This window comes from Actinoplanes sp. NBRC 103695 (genome assembly GCF_030269485.1).
Classification (GTDB): Bacteria; Actinomycetota; Actinomycetes; order Mycobacteriales; family Micromonosporaceae; genus Actinoplanes.
Genome location: NZ_BSTL01000007.1, coordinates 341,598 through 355,359 on the forward strand (window position 1 = coordinate 341,598; position 13,762 = coordinate 355,359).

The window sequence follows — 13,762 nt, forward strand, 5'->3', positions numbered from 1 at the left end:
CGTCTGGTGACGATGCCGTTATCGGGGTGTAACCAGAGCGTGCCTGAAGAGCACGCACAACTGCGGCCGAATCTCGATGACCCATGGTTACCGTCGTGGGGTGCAGACAATTCCGGAGTATGACGAGCTGGTCGGCGAGGCCGAGGGCGTGACCCTGGTGGGCTGGGAGTTCGGCTGGCAGGACGGCCGCGCGGTCGGTTTCGACCCGTCCTGGTCGTACCCGGATCTGGCCCGGCCCCTGGTCCGGCGGGCGACCAGCCTGCTCGACCTGGACACCGGCGGCGGCGAACTGCTCGCCGAACTGGCCCCTTTGCCCGCGCACACGGTCGCGGTGGAGACCTGGGCGGCGAACACCCCGGTGGCCCGCGACCGGCTCACGCCCTTCGGGGTGTCGGTGGTCACCGAGCTGCCCGGCGGCGAGAACGAGTTCGACGTGGTGCTCAGCCGGCACGGCCGCCTCCCGGCGGACGACATCGCCCGGCTGCTCGCCCCCGGCGGGACGGTGCTCACCCAGCAGGTGGGCAGCGACGACCTGGCCGAGCTGAACGCCGCCCTGGGCGCGCCGGCGCCGTACTCGAAGCGGTGGACGGCCGACGTGGCGGTGGCGGCCCTGGAGGCGGCCGGGCTCGAGGTGACCGACGTCCACGAGGAGCGGCCGGAGGTCGTCTTCCACGACGTGGGCGCGATCGTCTACCAGCTGCGAGCCGTGCCGTGGCAGGTGCGGGACTTCTCCACCCAGCGGTACGACCGGCAGCTGCGCCGCCTCGACGCGATGATCCGCACGGCCGGCGAGTTCAGGACGACGGCGCATCGCTTCCTGGTGGCGGCCAGGCGTCCGTGACCGGCAGTCCGTAATCGGCCGGGTCGACGCCGAGGAACGAGACGACCTCGCCGATCGACAGGACAGGCCTACGAGGCGGTCAGCCAGGCCAGCGTCTCGGCGATGAAGGACGGCTTGTGCCGCAGCGTGGCGCTGCCCACGCTCAGCTCGGTCCGGGCCACGTCCGGGTCGCCGGTGGGCTCCACCCGCGGCCACACCCAGAACCGCTGCTCGTCGGCGAGCTGCTTGGCGCGGGCCGAGTACGCCTCCACGGTCGTGTCCAGCAGCAGGTGCATCATCGGCGTCTGCGGCGGATCGGGCACCACGCGCACGGTCAGCACGTCGGCCAGCGCCGCCGCGATCGCCCGGGCGTGCTCCATCCGGGCGGGCATCTCGGCCAGCGCCCCGGGCAGCAGGTTGAGGGCGGAGGCGGCGGCCGGCCACAGCCCGAACAGCGTGCCGCCGAGCCGGTGCCGCCACTCGCGCACCTCGGCCATGTCCTGCTCGCTGCCCGCGAGGCAGCACCCGGACAGCGCGCCGACGCCCTTGTAGAAGGACACGTACACGGTGTCGAAGAGGTCGGCGATCTCGGCGGGTGTCCGGCCGTACCCGGCGCTGGCCTCCCACAGCCGCGCGCCGTCCAGGTGGGCGGCGGCGCCGCGGTCGCCGGCCCAGGCGGTCTGCGCGACGAGCTCGTCCCAGGGCGGCAGCTGGCCGCCGAGGTCGCGCTGCGGCAGCTCGATCACCAGCGCGGCGACCGGCTCGGCGACCCCGGCCAGGTCGGCCGAGGTGAGCAGCTTCTCCCGGTGGCCGGTCGGGCGGCCGACCAGCTGGTGCAGCCGGGCGTACGCGCCGTTCTCGTGCTCCTGGACGTGGCAGTACGGATGCCAGACCACGGTCCGGGTGGTGCGCCGGTCGGCGTGCACCCGCAGCATCGCCGGCTGGGCCATGGTGCCGCTGGGCAGGAAGACGGCGGCGGGTTTACCGAGCAGGCCGGCGAGGTGCCGTTCCAGGTCGGTGACCGCGCCGCCGTCGCCGTACACATCCTCGACTGTGTCCGGTGGGATGGATCTCAGCAGGTCGGTGGGCCGCTGCAGGCCGTTGCCGTGAAAGGAGTCCGTGCAGTTGGCGCGCCGCAGCCTGATCTCGTCATCCACGCCGACCAGTCTGTCAGTGTCGCACCGGCATCAATAGCGAGAATCGATCTTGTTCCGGCACCCGGACGGCCAGCGGGTGGATCGGCCCGTCGAGTTCCAGCACGAGCTGCCCGGCCCCACCGGCGTCCAGCGCCTGCAGCAGGTAGTCCCGGTTCACCGCGACATGTCCGTCGACATCCGCCGCCCACTCCTGCTCGGTCGCCGTCCGCAATTCCTGGTTCAAGATCACGAGGGGGTACGGGGATCCGTCGTGTTCCCGCATCACGACCGGTTGCGACTCCACAGCGGCGCGCAGTTCCGCCACGTCGACCTGAACCCGCGGGCCGCCCGGCCGCCGGACCAGCCGCCGGAAGTCCGGGTAGTCGCCCTCGATCGGGGTGATCTCGGCGCCGTCGACCGTGACCCGCCCGGGTTCCAGGGTCAGCGTCCCGGCTTTGTCCGGCAGCTCGCCGGCCGGCACCACCACCCGGATCGGCGGCCCTTCGACCTCGGCCGTCGCCGAGGCCACCGCCAGCCGGAAGCGGTCGGTGGCCACCAGCGTCAGCGAGCCGTCGCCGGCTTCGAGGAGGACGCCGCCGAGCAGTCCGGGGTCGGTGCCGGCGGCGAACCGGACGGCGGCGACAGCGGCGGCGAACGCTCCGGCGGGCAGGGTGACAGTCGTCATGAGAATCTCCAGCTCCAGCAGGGTGCGGGCGTGGGAGAGCTCCCGGCGGGCATCGGCGAGGCCGTCCTCGAGCCGGCGCAGATGCCTCTCGATCAGCGCGTCGACGGCCGTGGCGTCGGGCAGGGCGCGTACCGCCGCGGTGATCTCCGCGATCGGCATGCCCACCCGGCGCAGGCTGGCGACCAGCCGCGCGGCGCGCACCTGGTCGTCGCGGTAACGCCGGTACCCGGTGAACGGGTCCACTTCGGCCGGCACCAGCACCCCGGCGCTGTCGTAGAACCGCAGGGCGCTGACCGTGAGCCCGCTGACCCGGGCCATGTCACCGATCCCGCGCATGTCGCTCTCCACCCTGATCACGCTGTCGCCTCGACCAGGTCGAGGGTCAACCCCGCAGTGCCTCGGCCGCCACTTCCTTGACCGCCGTGGTCAGGTCGGCCAGGACGTCGGACTCTATCCGCCAGCACTGCCAGTAGAGCGGAACGTCCAGGTGGCGGCCCGGGGTCAGGTCGACCACCCGGCCGGCGGCGATGTCGTCGCGGGCGATCCGCTCGGGCACCAGCGCCCAGCCCAGGCCGAGCCGGACGGCGTCGACGAACGCGGCCGCCGCCGGGATGTAGTGCACCGGCGGGTCGAGCTTCCGGCGGCTCACCCGGCTCAGGAACTGATGCTGGAGCTCGTCCTTGCGGTTGAGCAGGATCACCGGCGTGGTCGCGAAGTCGTGGTCCAGGGACGGCGCGGCCACCGCGAGGTAGCGCATCGCGCCGAGCCGTTCCACTCGGCAGCCCTGCACCGCCACGTGCTGTGAGGTCACCGCGGCCATCACGGTCCCGGCGCGGAGCAGGTCGGCGGTGTACTCCTGGTCGTCCTGGTGCAGGTCGAAGGCCAGGTGCGGCAGCCGGGTCAGGGCCGGCAGGAACCAGGTGTGCAGCGAGTCCGCGTTCACCACCACGGACACCCGGACGCGTTCCCCGGCGAGCCCGCCGCGCGCGGCCGCGAGCGCCTCCCGTTCCAGCAGGCTCACCTGGCCGGCGAAGCGGACCAGCGCCCGCCCGGCCTCGGTCGGCTCGCACGGCTTGGCGCGGCGCACCAGCACCTGGCCGACGTCCTGCTCCAGGGCCTTGATGCGCTGGCTGACCGCCGACGGCGTGACGTGCATCGCCCGCGCGGCGGCGTCGAAGCTGCCCTCCTCGATCACCGCCTGGAAGGTCGCCAGCTGCATCGCATCCACGTAAGCGATGCTAATGGTTCTGTAGAAACTTGAGCTGTTCTTACAGCGGCGACGACCGTAGCTTCGGGTTCGTGCTCAGTTCCGCCCTCGCCGGGTTCGCCGCCGCCCTCGTCCTGATCGTCGCCATCGGGGCGCAGAACGCCTTCGTGCTGCGCCAGGGACTTCGCCGGGAACACGTCCTGGTGGTGGTGCTGACCTGCGCACTGTCCGATCTGGCGCTGATTCTGGCCGGCATCGGCGGCCTCGGCGCCCTGATCACGGCACACCCCACGGCCGTGTCGGTCGCGCGCTGGGCGGGGGCGATCTTCCTTCTCGGGTACGCGGTCCTCGCCGCCCGCCGCGCCCTCCGGCCGACCGGGCTCACCCCCGCCGACGCGGCCCCGGCGACCCTGCGGGCGACATTGCTGACCTGCCTAGCCTTCACGTACCTGAACCCGCACGTCTACCTGGACACGGTTCTGCTGCTGGGCTCGATCGCGCAGCAGCACGCGTACCGCTGGGTCTTCGGTCTGGGAGCCGCGACGGCCAGCCTGGTCTGGTTCACCGCCCTGGGCGCCGGCGCGCGCAAGCTCGCCCCCGTGCTCGCGCGACCGGTCGCCTGGCGGGTGCTCGACGGCCTGATCGGCGCCGTGATGGCGGTGATCGCCGTGACGCTAGTCGTTCGCGTGTAGCACGGTGTTGAGCTCGATCCCGGTGCCCTTGCGGGGGCGGGCCTCCAGCGCCCCGGTCACCGAGTTGCGCCAGAACAGCAGGTTGTTCACCCCGGCCAGCTCGCGCGCCTTGACCACCCGGCCGTCCGGCAGTGTGATCTTCGAGCCGGGCGTTATGTAGGTCCCGGCCTCGACCACGCAGTCGTCGCCCAGCGAGATGCCCACCCCGGCGTTCGCGCCCAGCAGGCTTCGCTCGCCGATCACCAGCTTGTCCTTGCCGCCGCCGGAGAGCGTGCCGAGGATCGAGCTGCCGCCGCCGATGTCCGACCCGTCGCCGACCACCACGCCCTGCACGATGCGTCCCTCGACCATCGAGGCGCCCAGCGTGCCCGCGTTGAAGTTGACGAAGCCCTCCTGCATGACCGTCGTGCCGGTGGCCAGGTGCGCGCCGAGTCGCACCCGGTCGGCGTCGGCGATCCGCACGCCGGTCGGCACCACGTAGTCGGTCATCCGCGGGAACTTGTCCACCCCGAAGACGGTCAGGTGGCGCCCGGCCGTCCGCTCGATCAGCCGCAGCTCGTCCACCCGCGCCGGCGGGCACGGGCCGGCCGAGGTCCAGGCCACGTTCGCCAGGTGCGCGAAGATCCCGTCCAGGTTCAGCTCGTTCGGCCGGACCAGGCGATGCGAGAGCAGGTGCAATCTCAGGTACGCGTCGGAGGCGTCCTTGATCGGGTCGGCCAGCGAGCCGATCACCACCTGCACGGCGACGGTCTCCAGCCCGGCGAGAGGGCGGGGACCGGTCAGGCCGGCCGGCAGTGCGGACTCGGCGTCGGCGGGCGTCTCGCCCAGGCCCAGCGACCCGGCCGGGAACCAGGTGTCGAGCACCTGTCCCTCGGCGGTCACGGTGGCCAGGCCGACGCCCCATGCGGGCGAGGTCGAGATCTCGGGGGTCACGGAGCCGACGATACCGGTCATCCGCAGGCGGGTTCACCGGCGGCCGGTATCGTGCGGCCCATGGCCAACCCGCTTACCCAGGACGTCCTGGTCGATCCGGTCGTGCTGACCCGCGCCCTGGTCGACCTCCAGTCCGTGTCCCGCGAGGAGAAAGAGATCGCGGACTGTGTCGAGGAGGTGCTCAGGCAGGCGCCGCACCTGAGCGTGGACCGGCTGGGCAACACCGTGATGGCGCGGACCGACCTGGGGCGTGAACAGCGCGTGGTGCTGGCCGGCCACCTGGACACCGTGCCGATCAACGACAACTTCCCGTCGACCGTCCAGGACGATCTGATCTTCGGCTGCGGCACGTCCGACATGAAGTCCGGCGTCGCGCTGGCCCTGCACCTGGCGGCCACCCTGCCCGACCCGCGCTACGACCTCACCTTCCTCTTCTACGAGGCGGAGGAGATCGACTCGCGGTACAACGGGCTCCGGCTGCTCGCCGAGGACCGCCCGGAGTGGCTGCGGGCCGACTTCGCGGTGCTGCTCGAGCCGACCTACGGCATCGTCGAGGCGGGCTGCCAGGGCACCCTGCGCGCGCTGGTCCGCACCACCGGGCGCCGGGCGCACACCGCGCGGGCCTGGCGCGGCGTCAACGCGATCCACGCGATGGGCGATCTGCTGCAGCGACTCAAGGACTACCGTCCGCGCACGATTGCCATCGATGGGTGTACGTATCGTGAGGGGCTCAACGCGGTCCGGATCAGCGGCGGGGTGGCCGGGAACGTCGTACCGGACGCGTGCGAGATCGAGGTCAACCTGCGCTTCGCGCCGGACCGGACCGAGAAGCAGGCGCTCGAACACGTACACGAGGTGTTCGAGGGTTTCGACGTCGAGCTCACCGACTCGGCGCCCGGGGCCATGCCGGGGCTGGGCGCCGCGCCCGCCCGGGAGTTCCTCGCCGCGGTCGGGGAGCAGCCGGACGCGAAGCTCGGCTGGACCGATGTGGCGCGGTTCGCGGCGCTCGGCATCCCGGCGCTCAACTACGGCCCGGGCGACCCGCTGCTCGCGCACGCGCCGGACGAGCACGTCGAGATCGGCAAGATCCGCGACGGCGCCGCCACGCTGCACCGCTGGCTGGCCCTCTAGCCGCTGGCCGGCCCTCTAGCCGCTGGCCGGCCCTTCAGATCAGGGGTACGGCGACCCTGCCGATGGCCCGCGGCCGGATCTCGATCGTCGCTTCGCTCTCCAGGGCACGTTCGTGCGGCCGCAGGGCCATCGCCATCCGCCGTTCCTCGACCACGAGTCGGATGCGCCGCTGCATGCGGCGCTGCTCCTTGATGCGCTCATATCGCGTCGTCACGGTGGCTCCCCTGCCTGCCCGTGGGAAATCGGACTACTGAAACAGACGCGCGACAGGCACCGTCCGTTGCCTCAATCTGGCAAAAAGGTCCCGGCGCCGCAATCCTCTTGCCGAAACACGTCAGCTTATTCACCGGGTCATGCACCCTCGCACTACCGTTGGTGCCATGACAGACAGCACCAACGGGCGACCCCGAAGGACACCGGAGCGTCATCGCGGCGCGGTCACCCTGCGGCGCGAATCGATCCCGCCGAGCACCGCCGACGAGAAACTGCTCGATTCGCACTACCGCCGTGAGTGGAAAACGAAGGACGCCTGGCGGGCGTTGCGGATCCTCTCCGAGTTCGTCGAGGGATTCGACACGCTCGCCGATCTGCCCCCGGCGGTCAGCGTGTTCGGCTCGGCGCGCAGCAAGCCGGACAGCCCCGAGTGCGAGATGGCCGCCGACCTGGGCGCGGCCCTCGCCGAGGCGGGCTACGCGGTGATCACCGGCGGCGGTCCCGGCGTGATGGAGGCGGCCAACCGGGGCGCCACCGAGGCCGGTGGGATGTCCGTCGGACTGGGCATCGAGCTCCCGTTCGAGCAGGGCCTCAACGACTGGGTCGACGTCGGGATCGACTTCCGCTACTTCTTCGTCCGCAAGACCATGTTCGTCAAGTACGCGCAGGCTTTCGTCGTCCTGCCCGGCGGATTCGGCACCCTCGACGAACTGTTCGAGGCGATCACACTCGTGCAGACCAAGAAGGTCACCCGGTTCCCGGTGATCCTGATGGGCGCGGCGTACTGGGGTGGCCTTCTCGACTGGATGAAACGCACGGTGCTCGACGACGGCAAGATCAGCCCGACGGATCTCGACCTGATCCAGGTGACCGACGACGTCGACGAGGCGGTGCGGATCATCGTCGACGCGGCGCCGATCTCCTCCTCGAACTCCGTCGTCATGGAAGAGGACTGAGTGGCGGCGATCGGCGTCTTCTGCGCGTCGTCCACCCGGCTCGACGAGCGCTGGCTGGAACTCGCCGCCGCGACCGGCAAGGAACTGGCCGCTCGCGGCCACACCCTGGTCTCCGGCGGCGGCAAGGTCGGCATGATGGGTGCGGTCGCGGCCGGCGCCCGCTCGGGCCGGGCGCACACCCTCGGGATCATCCCGCAGACGCTGGTCGACTGGGAGGTCGCCGATCAGGACTCGGACGAGCTCGTCGTCACCGGGTCGATGTCCGCGCGGAAAGATCTGATGATCGAGCGCTCGGACGCCTTCATCACCCTGCCGGGCGGACTCGGCACCCTGGACGAGCTCTTCGAGGTCTGGACGACAGCCACCCTGGCCCTGCACGCCAAGCCGATGGTCGTGCTCGACCCGGACGGCTTCTACGAGGGCCTCTTCGCCTGGCTGTCCGGCCTCACCGAGGACGCCTTCATCCGCCGCGAGGCCCTGGCCATGGTCACCGTCGCCGGTTCGGTCCCGGCCGCCTTCGACACCATCGGCGCCGCTCTCACCTGACTACACTGCGTGCCATGCCGTCGCAACGGCCGACTCTTCTCCAGGTCGCCCAACGGGCGGGGGTCTCCCGCAGCACGGCCTCGTTCGTCCTGGCCGGACGCCATGTGGACATGCGGATCTCCGAGGAGGCCCGGCAGCGGGTGCTGCGCGCGGCGGAGGAACTCGACTACCGGCCCAACCTGATGGCGCGCAGCCTGCGCACCAAGGTGACCAAGACGATCGCGCTGGTCTCCGACACCATCGCCTCCGATCCGTACGCCGGCCGCGCCATCCACGGCAGTCTCGCCGCCGCCGTCGCGCACGGGCATCTGCTCTTCATCGGCGAGACCGAGGGCGACCCGGTGATCGAGGAGAAACTGATCTCCGACCTGCTCGACCGGCAGGTCGACGCGTTCGTCTACGCGAGCATGTCCACCCGCTACGTACGCCTGCCGAAACTGTTGCGCGGCTCCAAGGTGGCCCTGCTCAACTGCCTCACCCGGGCGGCCGCCCCGGCCCAGCACGCGGTCATCCCCGACGAGGTCGCGGCCGGCTGGAGCGCCGCGCAGGTGGTCGTCGAGGCCGGCCACCGCACCGGCATCCACCTGGTCGGAAACCTTGCCGAGCACGTGTTCGCGGGGCGCGAGCGGGTGGCCGGCATCCGCGAGGGGCTGGCGCAGGCAGGGGCCCGACCGGCCGGGACGATCGACTGCGACTGGTGGCCCGACCCGGCGTACGAGGCGGTCCACGCGGCGCTCGCCGGAGGGCTGCGGCCGCGGGTGCTGATCTGCCTCAACGACCGGATCGCGCTGGGCGCCTACCAGGCGTTGCGGGAGGCCGGATTCACCGTCCCGGATGACGTCTCGGTGCTCTCTTTCGATGACTCCGACCTGGCCGCGTGGCTCCGGCCGCCGCTGACCAGCATCGCGCTGCCGCACTACCAGATGGGGTGGCGGGCGGTGGAACTGCTGCTCAGCCCCGATGCCGAGCCGGGCGTGGTGCGGGTGCCGATGCCCGTGCGCGCCAGGGCATCGGTCGGTAAGCCGGTCGACCTGACCTGACGGGCGACAGACACCCGCCCCGCCGCGGGGCTACGGTCCACTGTGATTCCCTGATCGGAGGTGCGCGGTGACCCGGAAACGTGTCCTGCTGCTCGGCGCCCTCCTGGCCGTGGCCGGCGTCGGCGCGCCCACCACGATGATCCTGATGTCCGATCACCGCGACGCGACCGACCCGCCGCCCGCGCCGCCCCGGATCGCCACCCAGCCGGTCCAGCCCGCGGTCCAGCCGATCGTCGCCGGAACTCCCGCGCCCGTCTCGGCGGCGCCGGTCACCGAGGTGGTGGTCACCACGTTGCCGCCCGCCCTGGCCACGCCCGTCCTGTCCACTCCGGCCCTGTCCACTCCGGCGGGACCGGCTACCACGTCGGGCCGGCCGGACCCGCTCACGATCCGTAAGCCCGTCGTGCAGGTCTCCGCGCCGCCACCCCTGTCGACCGGCGACCCCGTCGCCCAGCCGCCGCCACTGACCGGCGACGACGACGAACCCCCGGGCTGACCTGTGGTGAGGGCTGTCGTACCCGCGTGGTCTGATTGATGCCGTGAGCACTCAGGCGACCTCTCCGGCGGCCCGCCGCCCGGCGTTTCGTCTGGTGCGGCGCCTGCCCGAGGCGGTTGTCCCGCTGCGGGCGGACCCCCTCCAGGAGCATGTGATCGGCCACACCGACGGCCCGATGCTCGTCCTCGGCGGCCCCGGCACCGGCAAGACGTCGACGCTGGTCGAGGCGGTCGCCGCGCGGATCGCCTCCGGCGTCGACCCCGAGCGCATCCTGGTTCTCACCTTCGGCCGCCGCGGCGCCGCGTCCCTGCGCGACCGGATCGAGGCGCGGATCGCCGGCGACGAGAGCCGCATCGTGCACGAGCCGTTGGTCAGGACCTTTCATGCGTACGCCTTCGGCCTGCTCCGCCGCGCCGCCGCCGAGCGCGGCGAACCGTCCCCGCGCCTGCTCACCGGCCCCGAACAGGACCTGATCATCCGCGAGCTGCTGTCCGTCATCGGCGAGGCGCTCGACCCGTACGGCTGGCCCGACGCTCTACGCCCCGCGCTGCCCACCAGGGCGTTCGCCCAGCAGCTCCGCGACCTGATGCAGCGAGCGGCCGAGCGCGGCGTCGGCCCGGTCGACCTGGCCCGCCTCGGCGAGCGCCTGGGCCGCGACGACTGGCCGGCCGCCGCCCGGTTCATCCGGGAGTACGTCGCGGTCCTCGCCCTGCGCGACGCCACCACCCGGGGCTCCACCGCCTACGACCCCGCCGAGCTGGTGCGCGCCGCCTCGGGCCTGCTCACCGACGACCCGTCCCTCCTGGACGCGGAGCGCCGCCGACTCTCCCACATCTACGTCGACGAGCTGGCCGAGACCGACCCCGCCCAGATCGAGTTGTTGTCGCTCGTCGCCGGCGGCGGAGTCCCCCTGGTCGCGTTCGCCGATCCGGACTCCTCCATCTACGGCTTCCGAGGCGCCGATCCCACCGTGGTGGCTGAATTCCCCCACCACTTCCGCACCGCATCCGGTGCTCTGGCCGAGACCCTGACATTGCACACCAGCTACCGAGCGACCACCCCGATGCTCACGGCCACCGCAAACGTCACCACCCACATGCGCGGCCCCCAACGCCACCGCTACCTGCACGCCCCCACCCCACCCGCCGCGCCCCCGTCCAACGCGCCCCCGTCCGCCGCGCTGCCACCCGCCGCCGCCTCGCCACCCGCCGCCGCGCCGCCATCCACCGATGGCCCGCTGCCCACCGACGCCCCTTCTCCCGGCGACGACGGCACTCCTCCTTCCACCGCGGCACTCACCTCGCCAAGTCCCGCGACCTCGGGTGACTTCGCGACCTCGGGTGACTTCGCGACCTCGGGTGACTTCGCGACCTCGGGTGACTTCGCGACCTCGGGTGACTTCGCGACCTCGGGTGACTTCGCGACCCCGGGTGACTCCGCGACCCCGGGCGGGCTCGGGGCTGCGGCGGAGGTGCGGACGTTTCGGACTCCGGGCAGCGAGACCGCCTACGTCGCGCACGTTCTGCGGGAGGCGCACCTCATCCACGGCGTGCCCTGGTCGCGGATGGCTGTCCTGATGCGATCGACGTCGTTGCAGCTGGCTTCGTTGCAGCGGGGGCTGACCGCCTCGGGGGTGCCCACCGTCACCCACGCGGAGGATCTGCCGCTTCATCTGCAGCCGGCGGTGGCGCCGTTCCTGTTGCTGCTCCGCTGTGCGCTGGAACCGGAGCTTCTCGACGAGGAAGCCGCCGTCGCCCTGCTGCACTCGCCGCTGGGCGGAGCCGATCCGCTGGCCGAGCGGCGGCTCCGGCAGGGTCTGCGGGCGCTGGCGCTGTCGGCGGGTGACCGGCGGCCCTCCGGCGAGCTGCTGGTCGACGCGGTCCGCGACCCGGCGGGGCTGGACATGGTCGAGCGCCGGTGGGCGGCGCCCGCGCAGCAGGTGTCGCGGCTGCTCGCCGTGGCGCGGGAGGCCGCGGCCGAGCCGGGGGCGTCGGCCGAGCAGGTGCTGTGGACGGTCTGGCGGGCCAGCGGGCTTTCCGAACGCTGGTACGCCCTCAGCACCCGCACCACCACCATCGACCCGGCGGCGGACGGCGGCCGTGCCCGGCAGTGGCGTGCCGAAGCCGCCGACCGTGACCTGGACGCGATGGTGGTGCTCTTCGACGCAGCCGCCCGGTTCGTGGACCGGTTGCCCGGCGCGCGCACCGAGGTCTTCCTCGACCATGTGCTCGGCCAGGACCTGCCGGCGGATTCGATCGCCCCGAGCGCCGACCGCGGTGAAGCGGTCCGGCTGCTCACCGCCCACGCCGCCAAGGGCCTGGAGTGGGATGTCGTGGTGCTGGCCGGTGTCCAGGAGGGCATCTGGCCGGACCTGCGTCTGCGTGGCAGCCTGCTCGGCTCCGAACGGCTGGTCGACTTCCTGGCCGGCCGCGCCTCCTCGGGTGCCGCGGCCGTGGTCGGCGAGACGTCCGCGCTGCTCGACGAGGAGCGCCGCCTGTTCTACGTGGCGGCGACCCGGGCCCGCCGCAAGCTGGTCGTCACGGCCGTGGCCTCCGCCGGTGTCGGTGGCGCCGACGGCGAGGAGCAGCCGTCCCGCTTCCTCACCGAGCTGGCCGGCACCTACGGCCCGCCCGGCGCCACCCCGCCCCCGGCCGATCCGGAGGACCCGGGCCCACCCGAGCCGCCCGACCCCGGCCCGCCCGACCCCACCGATCCCGGCGACCCCGTCGATCCGGCGGACCCGCTCGATCCCACTGATCCGGCCGATCCCAGCGATCCCACCGATCCGACCGATCCGGCCGATCCCGCGGATCCGGGTCCGGCTGCCGTCGACGAGAAGGTCGACGGCAGCCGGCCCGGTGCGGACGGGCGGGTGCCGGAGCAGCGGCGCGGCGACGACCACCTCGCCGTCGAGGTGGGTGCGGGGCGGGCACCCCGGGCTCTGACGCTGGCGGCGCTGGTGGCTGAGCTGCGTACCGTCGTGGTCTCGCCGGACCAGAATCCTGCCCGGCGGCGCGCCGCGGCCGCCGAGCTCGCCAAGCTGGCGGCCGCCGGAGTGCCGGGCGCGCATCCGGACCAGTGGTGGGGCCTGCGCGGGTTGTCCGACGACCGGCCGCTCGTCGACCCGGGTGATCCGGTCAAGGTCACGCCTTCCTCCATGGAGAGCGCGTTGCGTTGCAGCCTGCGCTGGCTGCTGGAACGGCACGGCGGTGCGGCGCCGCCCGGGCCGGCTCAGGGCGTCGGCAATCTGGTGCACGCGGCCGCCATGCTCGCCGAGGATGCCAACGCGGATCGGGAGCAGCTGGTCGAGTACGTGTCGGCCCGCTTCGACGCGATCGAGCTGGCCGCCCGCTGGCTGGCCGGACCGGAGCACGACCGGGCCCAGGCCATGGTGGACAAGCTGTTGCGCTGGCTGGCGAAGAACCCGCGCCGGCTGCTCGCGATCGAGCACGAGTTCACCGTGCGGCTGGACGACCCGCAGCGGCCGATCCAGCTGACCGGCCGGGTGGACCGGCTGGAGGTCGACGAGCAGGGCCGGCTGGTCGTGATCGACCTGAAGACGGGCAAGACGACGGCGGTCACCGCATCCGATCTGACCGAGCACGCGCAGCTCGCGGGTTATCAGGCGGCGGTGGACGCGGGCGCCTTCGACGAGTTGCACGGCGGCCGGGAGAGTGGCGGCGCCGCCCTGGTCCAGCTGGGACCGAGCAAGGACGCGCGCGAGCAGATGCAAGTGCCGCTGGCCGAGGCGGACGATCCGGACTGGGCGTACGCGATGGTCCGCCGCACCGCCGACACGATGGCCGCCGCGACGTTCTCCGCGGTGGCGAACAACCGTTGCCGGATCTGCCCGGTCCAGACCAGCTGCCCGGTCTCGGGGCGAGGGCGCCAGGTAGTGGAACCGTGA

Annotated in this window: 13 protein-coding genes; 8 read left to right on the forward strand and 5 right to left on the reverse strand. The window is 72.5% G+C overall.

Annotation, left to right across the window (positions count from 1 at the left end; all coding sequences use genetic code 11):
- Positions 1–100: 100 nt before the first annotated feature.
- Positions 101–841 (forward strand): class I SAM-dependent methyltransferase, encoded by a 741-nt coding sequence (locus QSK31_RS14905; protein ID WP_285684376.1) that lies wholly within the window; start codon positions 101–103, stop codon positions 839–841.
- Positions 842–909: 68 nt separating this feature from the next.
- On the opposite strand, the gene QSK31_RS14910 is transcribed toward QSK31_RS14905, so the two are convergent.
- The 3 genes from QSK31_RS14910 to QSK31_RS14920 are packed head-to-tail and all read right to left on the reverse strand — an operon-like array spanning position 910 to position 3,860.
- Positions 910–1,977 (reverse strand): threonine aldolase family protein, encoded by a 1,068-nt coding sequence (locus QSK31_RS14910; RefSeq protein WP_285684377.1) that lies wholly within the window; start codon positions 1,975–1,977, stop codon positions 910–912.
- A 13-nt stretch (positions 1,978–1,990) separates the two neighbouring features.
- Positions 1,991–2,977 carry a DNA polymerase III subunit beta family protein gene (locus QSK31_RS14915; protein WP_285684378.1) on the reverse strand — a complete coding sequence of 329 codons (987 nt, stop codon included), beginning with the start codon at positions 2,975–2,977 and terminating at the stop codon, positions 1,991–1,993.
- A gap of 46 nt (positions 2,978–3,023) precedes the next feature.
- Positions 3,024–3,860, reverse strand: coding sequence for a LysR family transcriptional regulator ArgP (locus QSK31_RS14920; RefSeq protein WP_285684484.1), 837 nt, complete (start codon positions 3,858–3,860; stop codon positions 3,024–3,026).
- An 80-nt stretch (positions 3,861–3,940) separates the two neighbouring features.
- Here QSK31_RS14920 and QSK31_RS14925 point away from each other — a divergent pair, with 80 nt between their 5' ends.
- Entirely contained in the window at positions 3,941–4,540 is a 600-nt protein-coding gene (locus QSK31_RS14925; protein ID WP_285684380.1) for a LysE/ArgO family amino acid transporter, read from the forward strand.
- Here the strand turns inward: QSK31_RS14925 and dapD are convergent.
- Entirely contained in the window at positions 4,523–5,473 is a 951-nt protein-coding gene (gene dapD, locus QSK31_RS14930) for a 2,3,4,5-tetrahydropyridine-2,6-dicarboxylate N-succinyltransferase (RefSeq protein ID WP_285684381.1), read from the reverse strand. The two genes, QSK31_RS14925 and dapD, sit on opposite strands and share 18 nt — an antisense overlap.
- 60 nt (positions 5,474–5,533) lie before the next feature.
- Between dapD and dapE the strand changes: the two genes are divergently transcribed.
- Positions 5,534–6,604, forward strand: a complete 1,071-nt coding sequence (gene dapE / locus QSK31_RS14935; protein WP_285684382.1) for a succinyl-diaminopimelate desuccinylase — start codon at positions 5,534–5,536, stop codon at positions 6,602–6,604.
- A 34-nt stretch (positions 6,605–6,638) separates the two neighbouring features.
- On the opposite strand, the gene QSK31_RS14940 is transcribed toward dapE, so the two are convergent.
- A complete protein-coding gene (locus tag QSK31_RS14940; RefSeq protein ID WP_285684383.1) occupies positions 6,639–6,818 on the reverse strand; it encodes a hypothetical protein in 180 nt (59 codons plus the stop codon).
- Positions 6,819–6,984: 166 nt separating this feature from the next.
- Between QSK31_RS14940 and QSK31_RS14945 the strand changes: the two genes are divergently transcribed.
- The 5 genes from QSK31_RS14945 (at position 6,985) to QSK31_RS14965 (ending at position 13,762) form a co-directional block, all read left to right on the forward strand.
- Positions 6,985–7,773 (forward strand): LOG family protein, encoded by a 789-nt coding sequence (locus tag QSK31_RS14945; protein WP_285684385.1) that lies wholly within the window; start codon positions 6,985–6,987, stop codon positions 7,771–7,773.
- Positions 7,774–8,319, forward strand: a complete 546-nt coding sequence (locus QSK31_RS14950) for an LOG family protein (RefSeq protein ID WP_285684386.1) — start codon at positions 7,774–7,776, stop codon at positions 8,317–8,319.
- 14 nt (positions 8,320–8,333) lie between these two features.
- On the forward strand, positions 8,334–9,359 hold the full coding sequence (locus QSK31_RS14955; RefSeq protein ID WP_285684388.1) for a LacI family DNA-binding transcriptional regulator: 1,026 nt from the start codon (positions 8,334–8,336) through the stop codon (positions 9,357–9,359).
- 67 nt (positions 9,360–9,426) lie between these two features.
- Entirely contained in the window at positions 9,427–9,855 is a 429-nt protein-coding gene (locus tag QSK31_RS14960) for a hypothetical protein (protein ID WP_285684389.1), read from the forward strand.
- A gap of 103 nt (positions 9,856–9,958) precedes the next feature.
- Positions 9,959–13,762: an ATP-dependent helicase gene (locus tag QSK31_RS14965; protein WP_502872962.1), complete on the forward strand. Its 3,804-nt coding sequence runs from the start codon at positions 9,959–9,961 to the stop codon at positions 13,760–13,762.

What these genes read in the sequence shown, in the direction of transcription:
- QSK31_RS14915 (WP_285684378.1), bottom strand. Translation starts at nt 2,977, where the DNA reads ATGCGCGGGATCGGTGACATGGCCCGGGTCAGCGGGCTCACGGTCAGC.
- QSK31_RS14920 (WP_285684484.1), bottom strand. Translation starts at nt 3,860, where the DNA reads ATGCAGCTGGCGACCTTCCAGGCGGTGATCGAGGAGGGCAGCTTCGAC.
- dapE (WP_285684382.1), top strand. Translation starts at nt 5,534, where the DNA reads ATGGCCAACCCGCTTACCCAGGACGTCCTGGTCGATCCGGTCGTGCTG.
- QSK31_RS14945 (WP_285684385.1), top strand. Translation starts at nt 6,985, where the DNA reads ATGACAGACAGCACCAACGGGCGACCCCGAAGGACACCGGAGCGTCAT.
- QSK31_RS14955 (WP_285684388.1), top strand. Translation starts at nt 8,334, where the DNA reads ATGCCGTCGCAACGGCCGACTCTTCTCCAGGTCGCCCAACGGGCGGGG.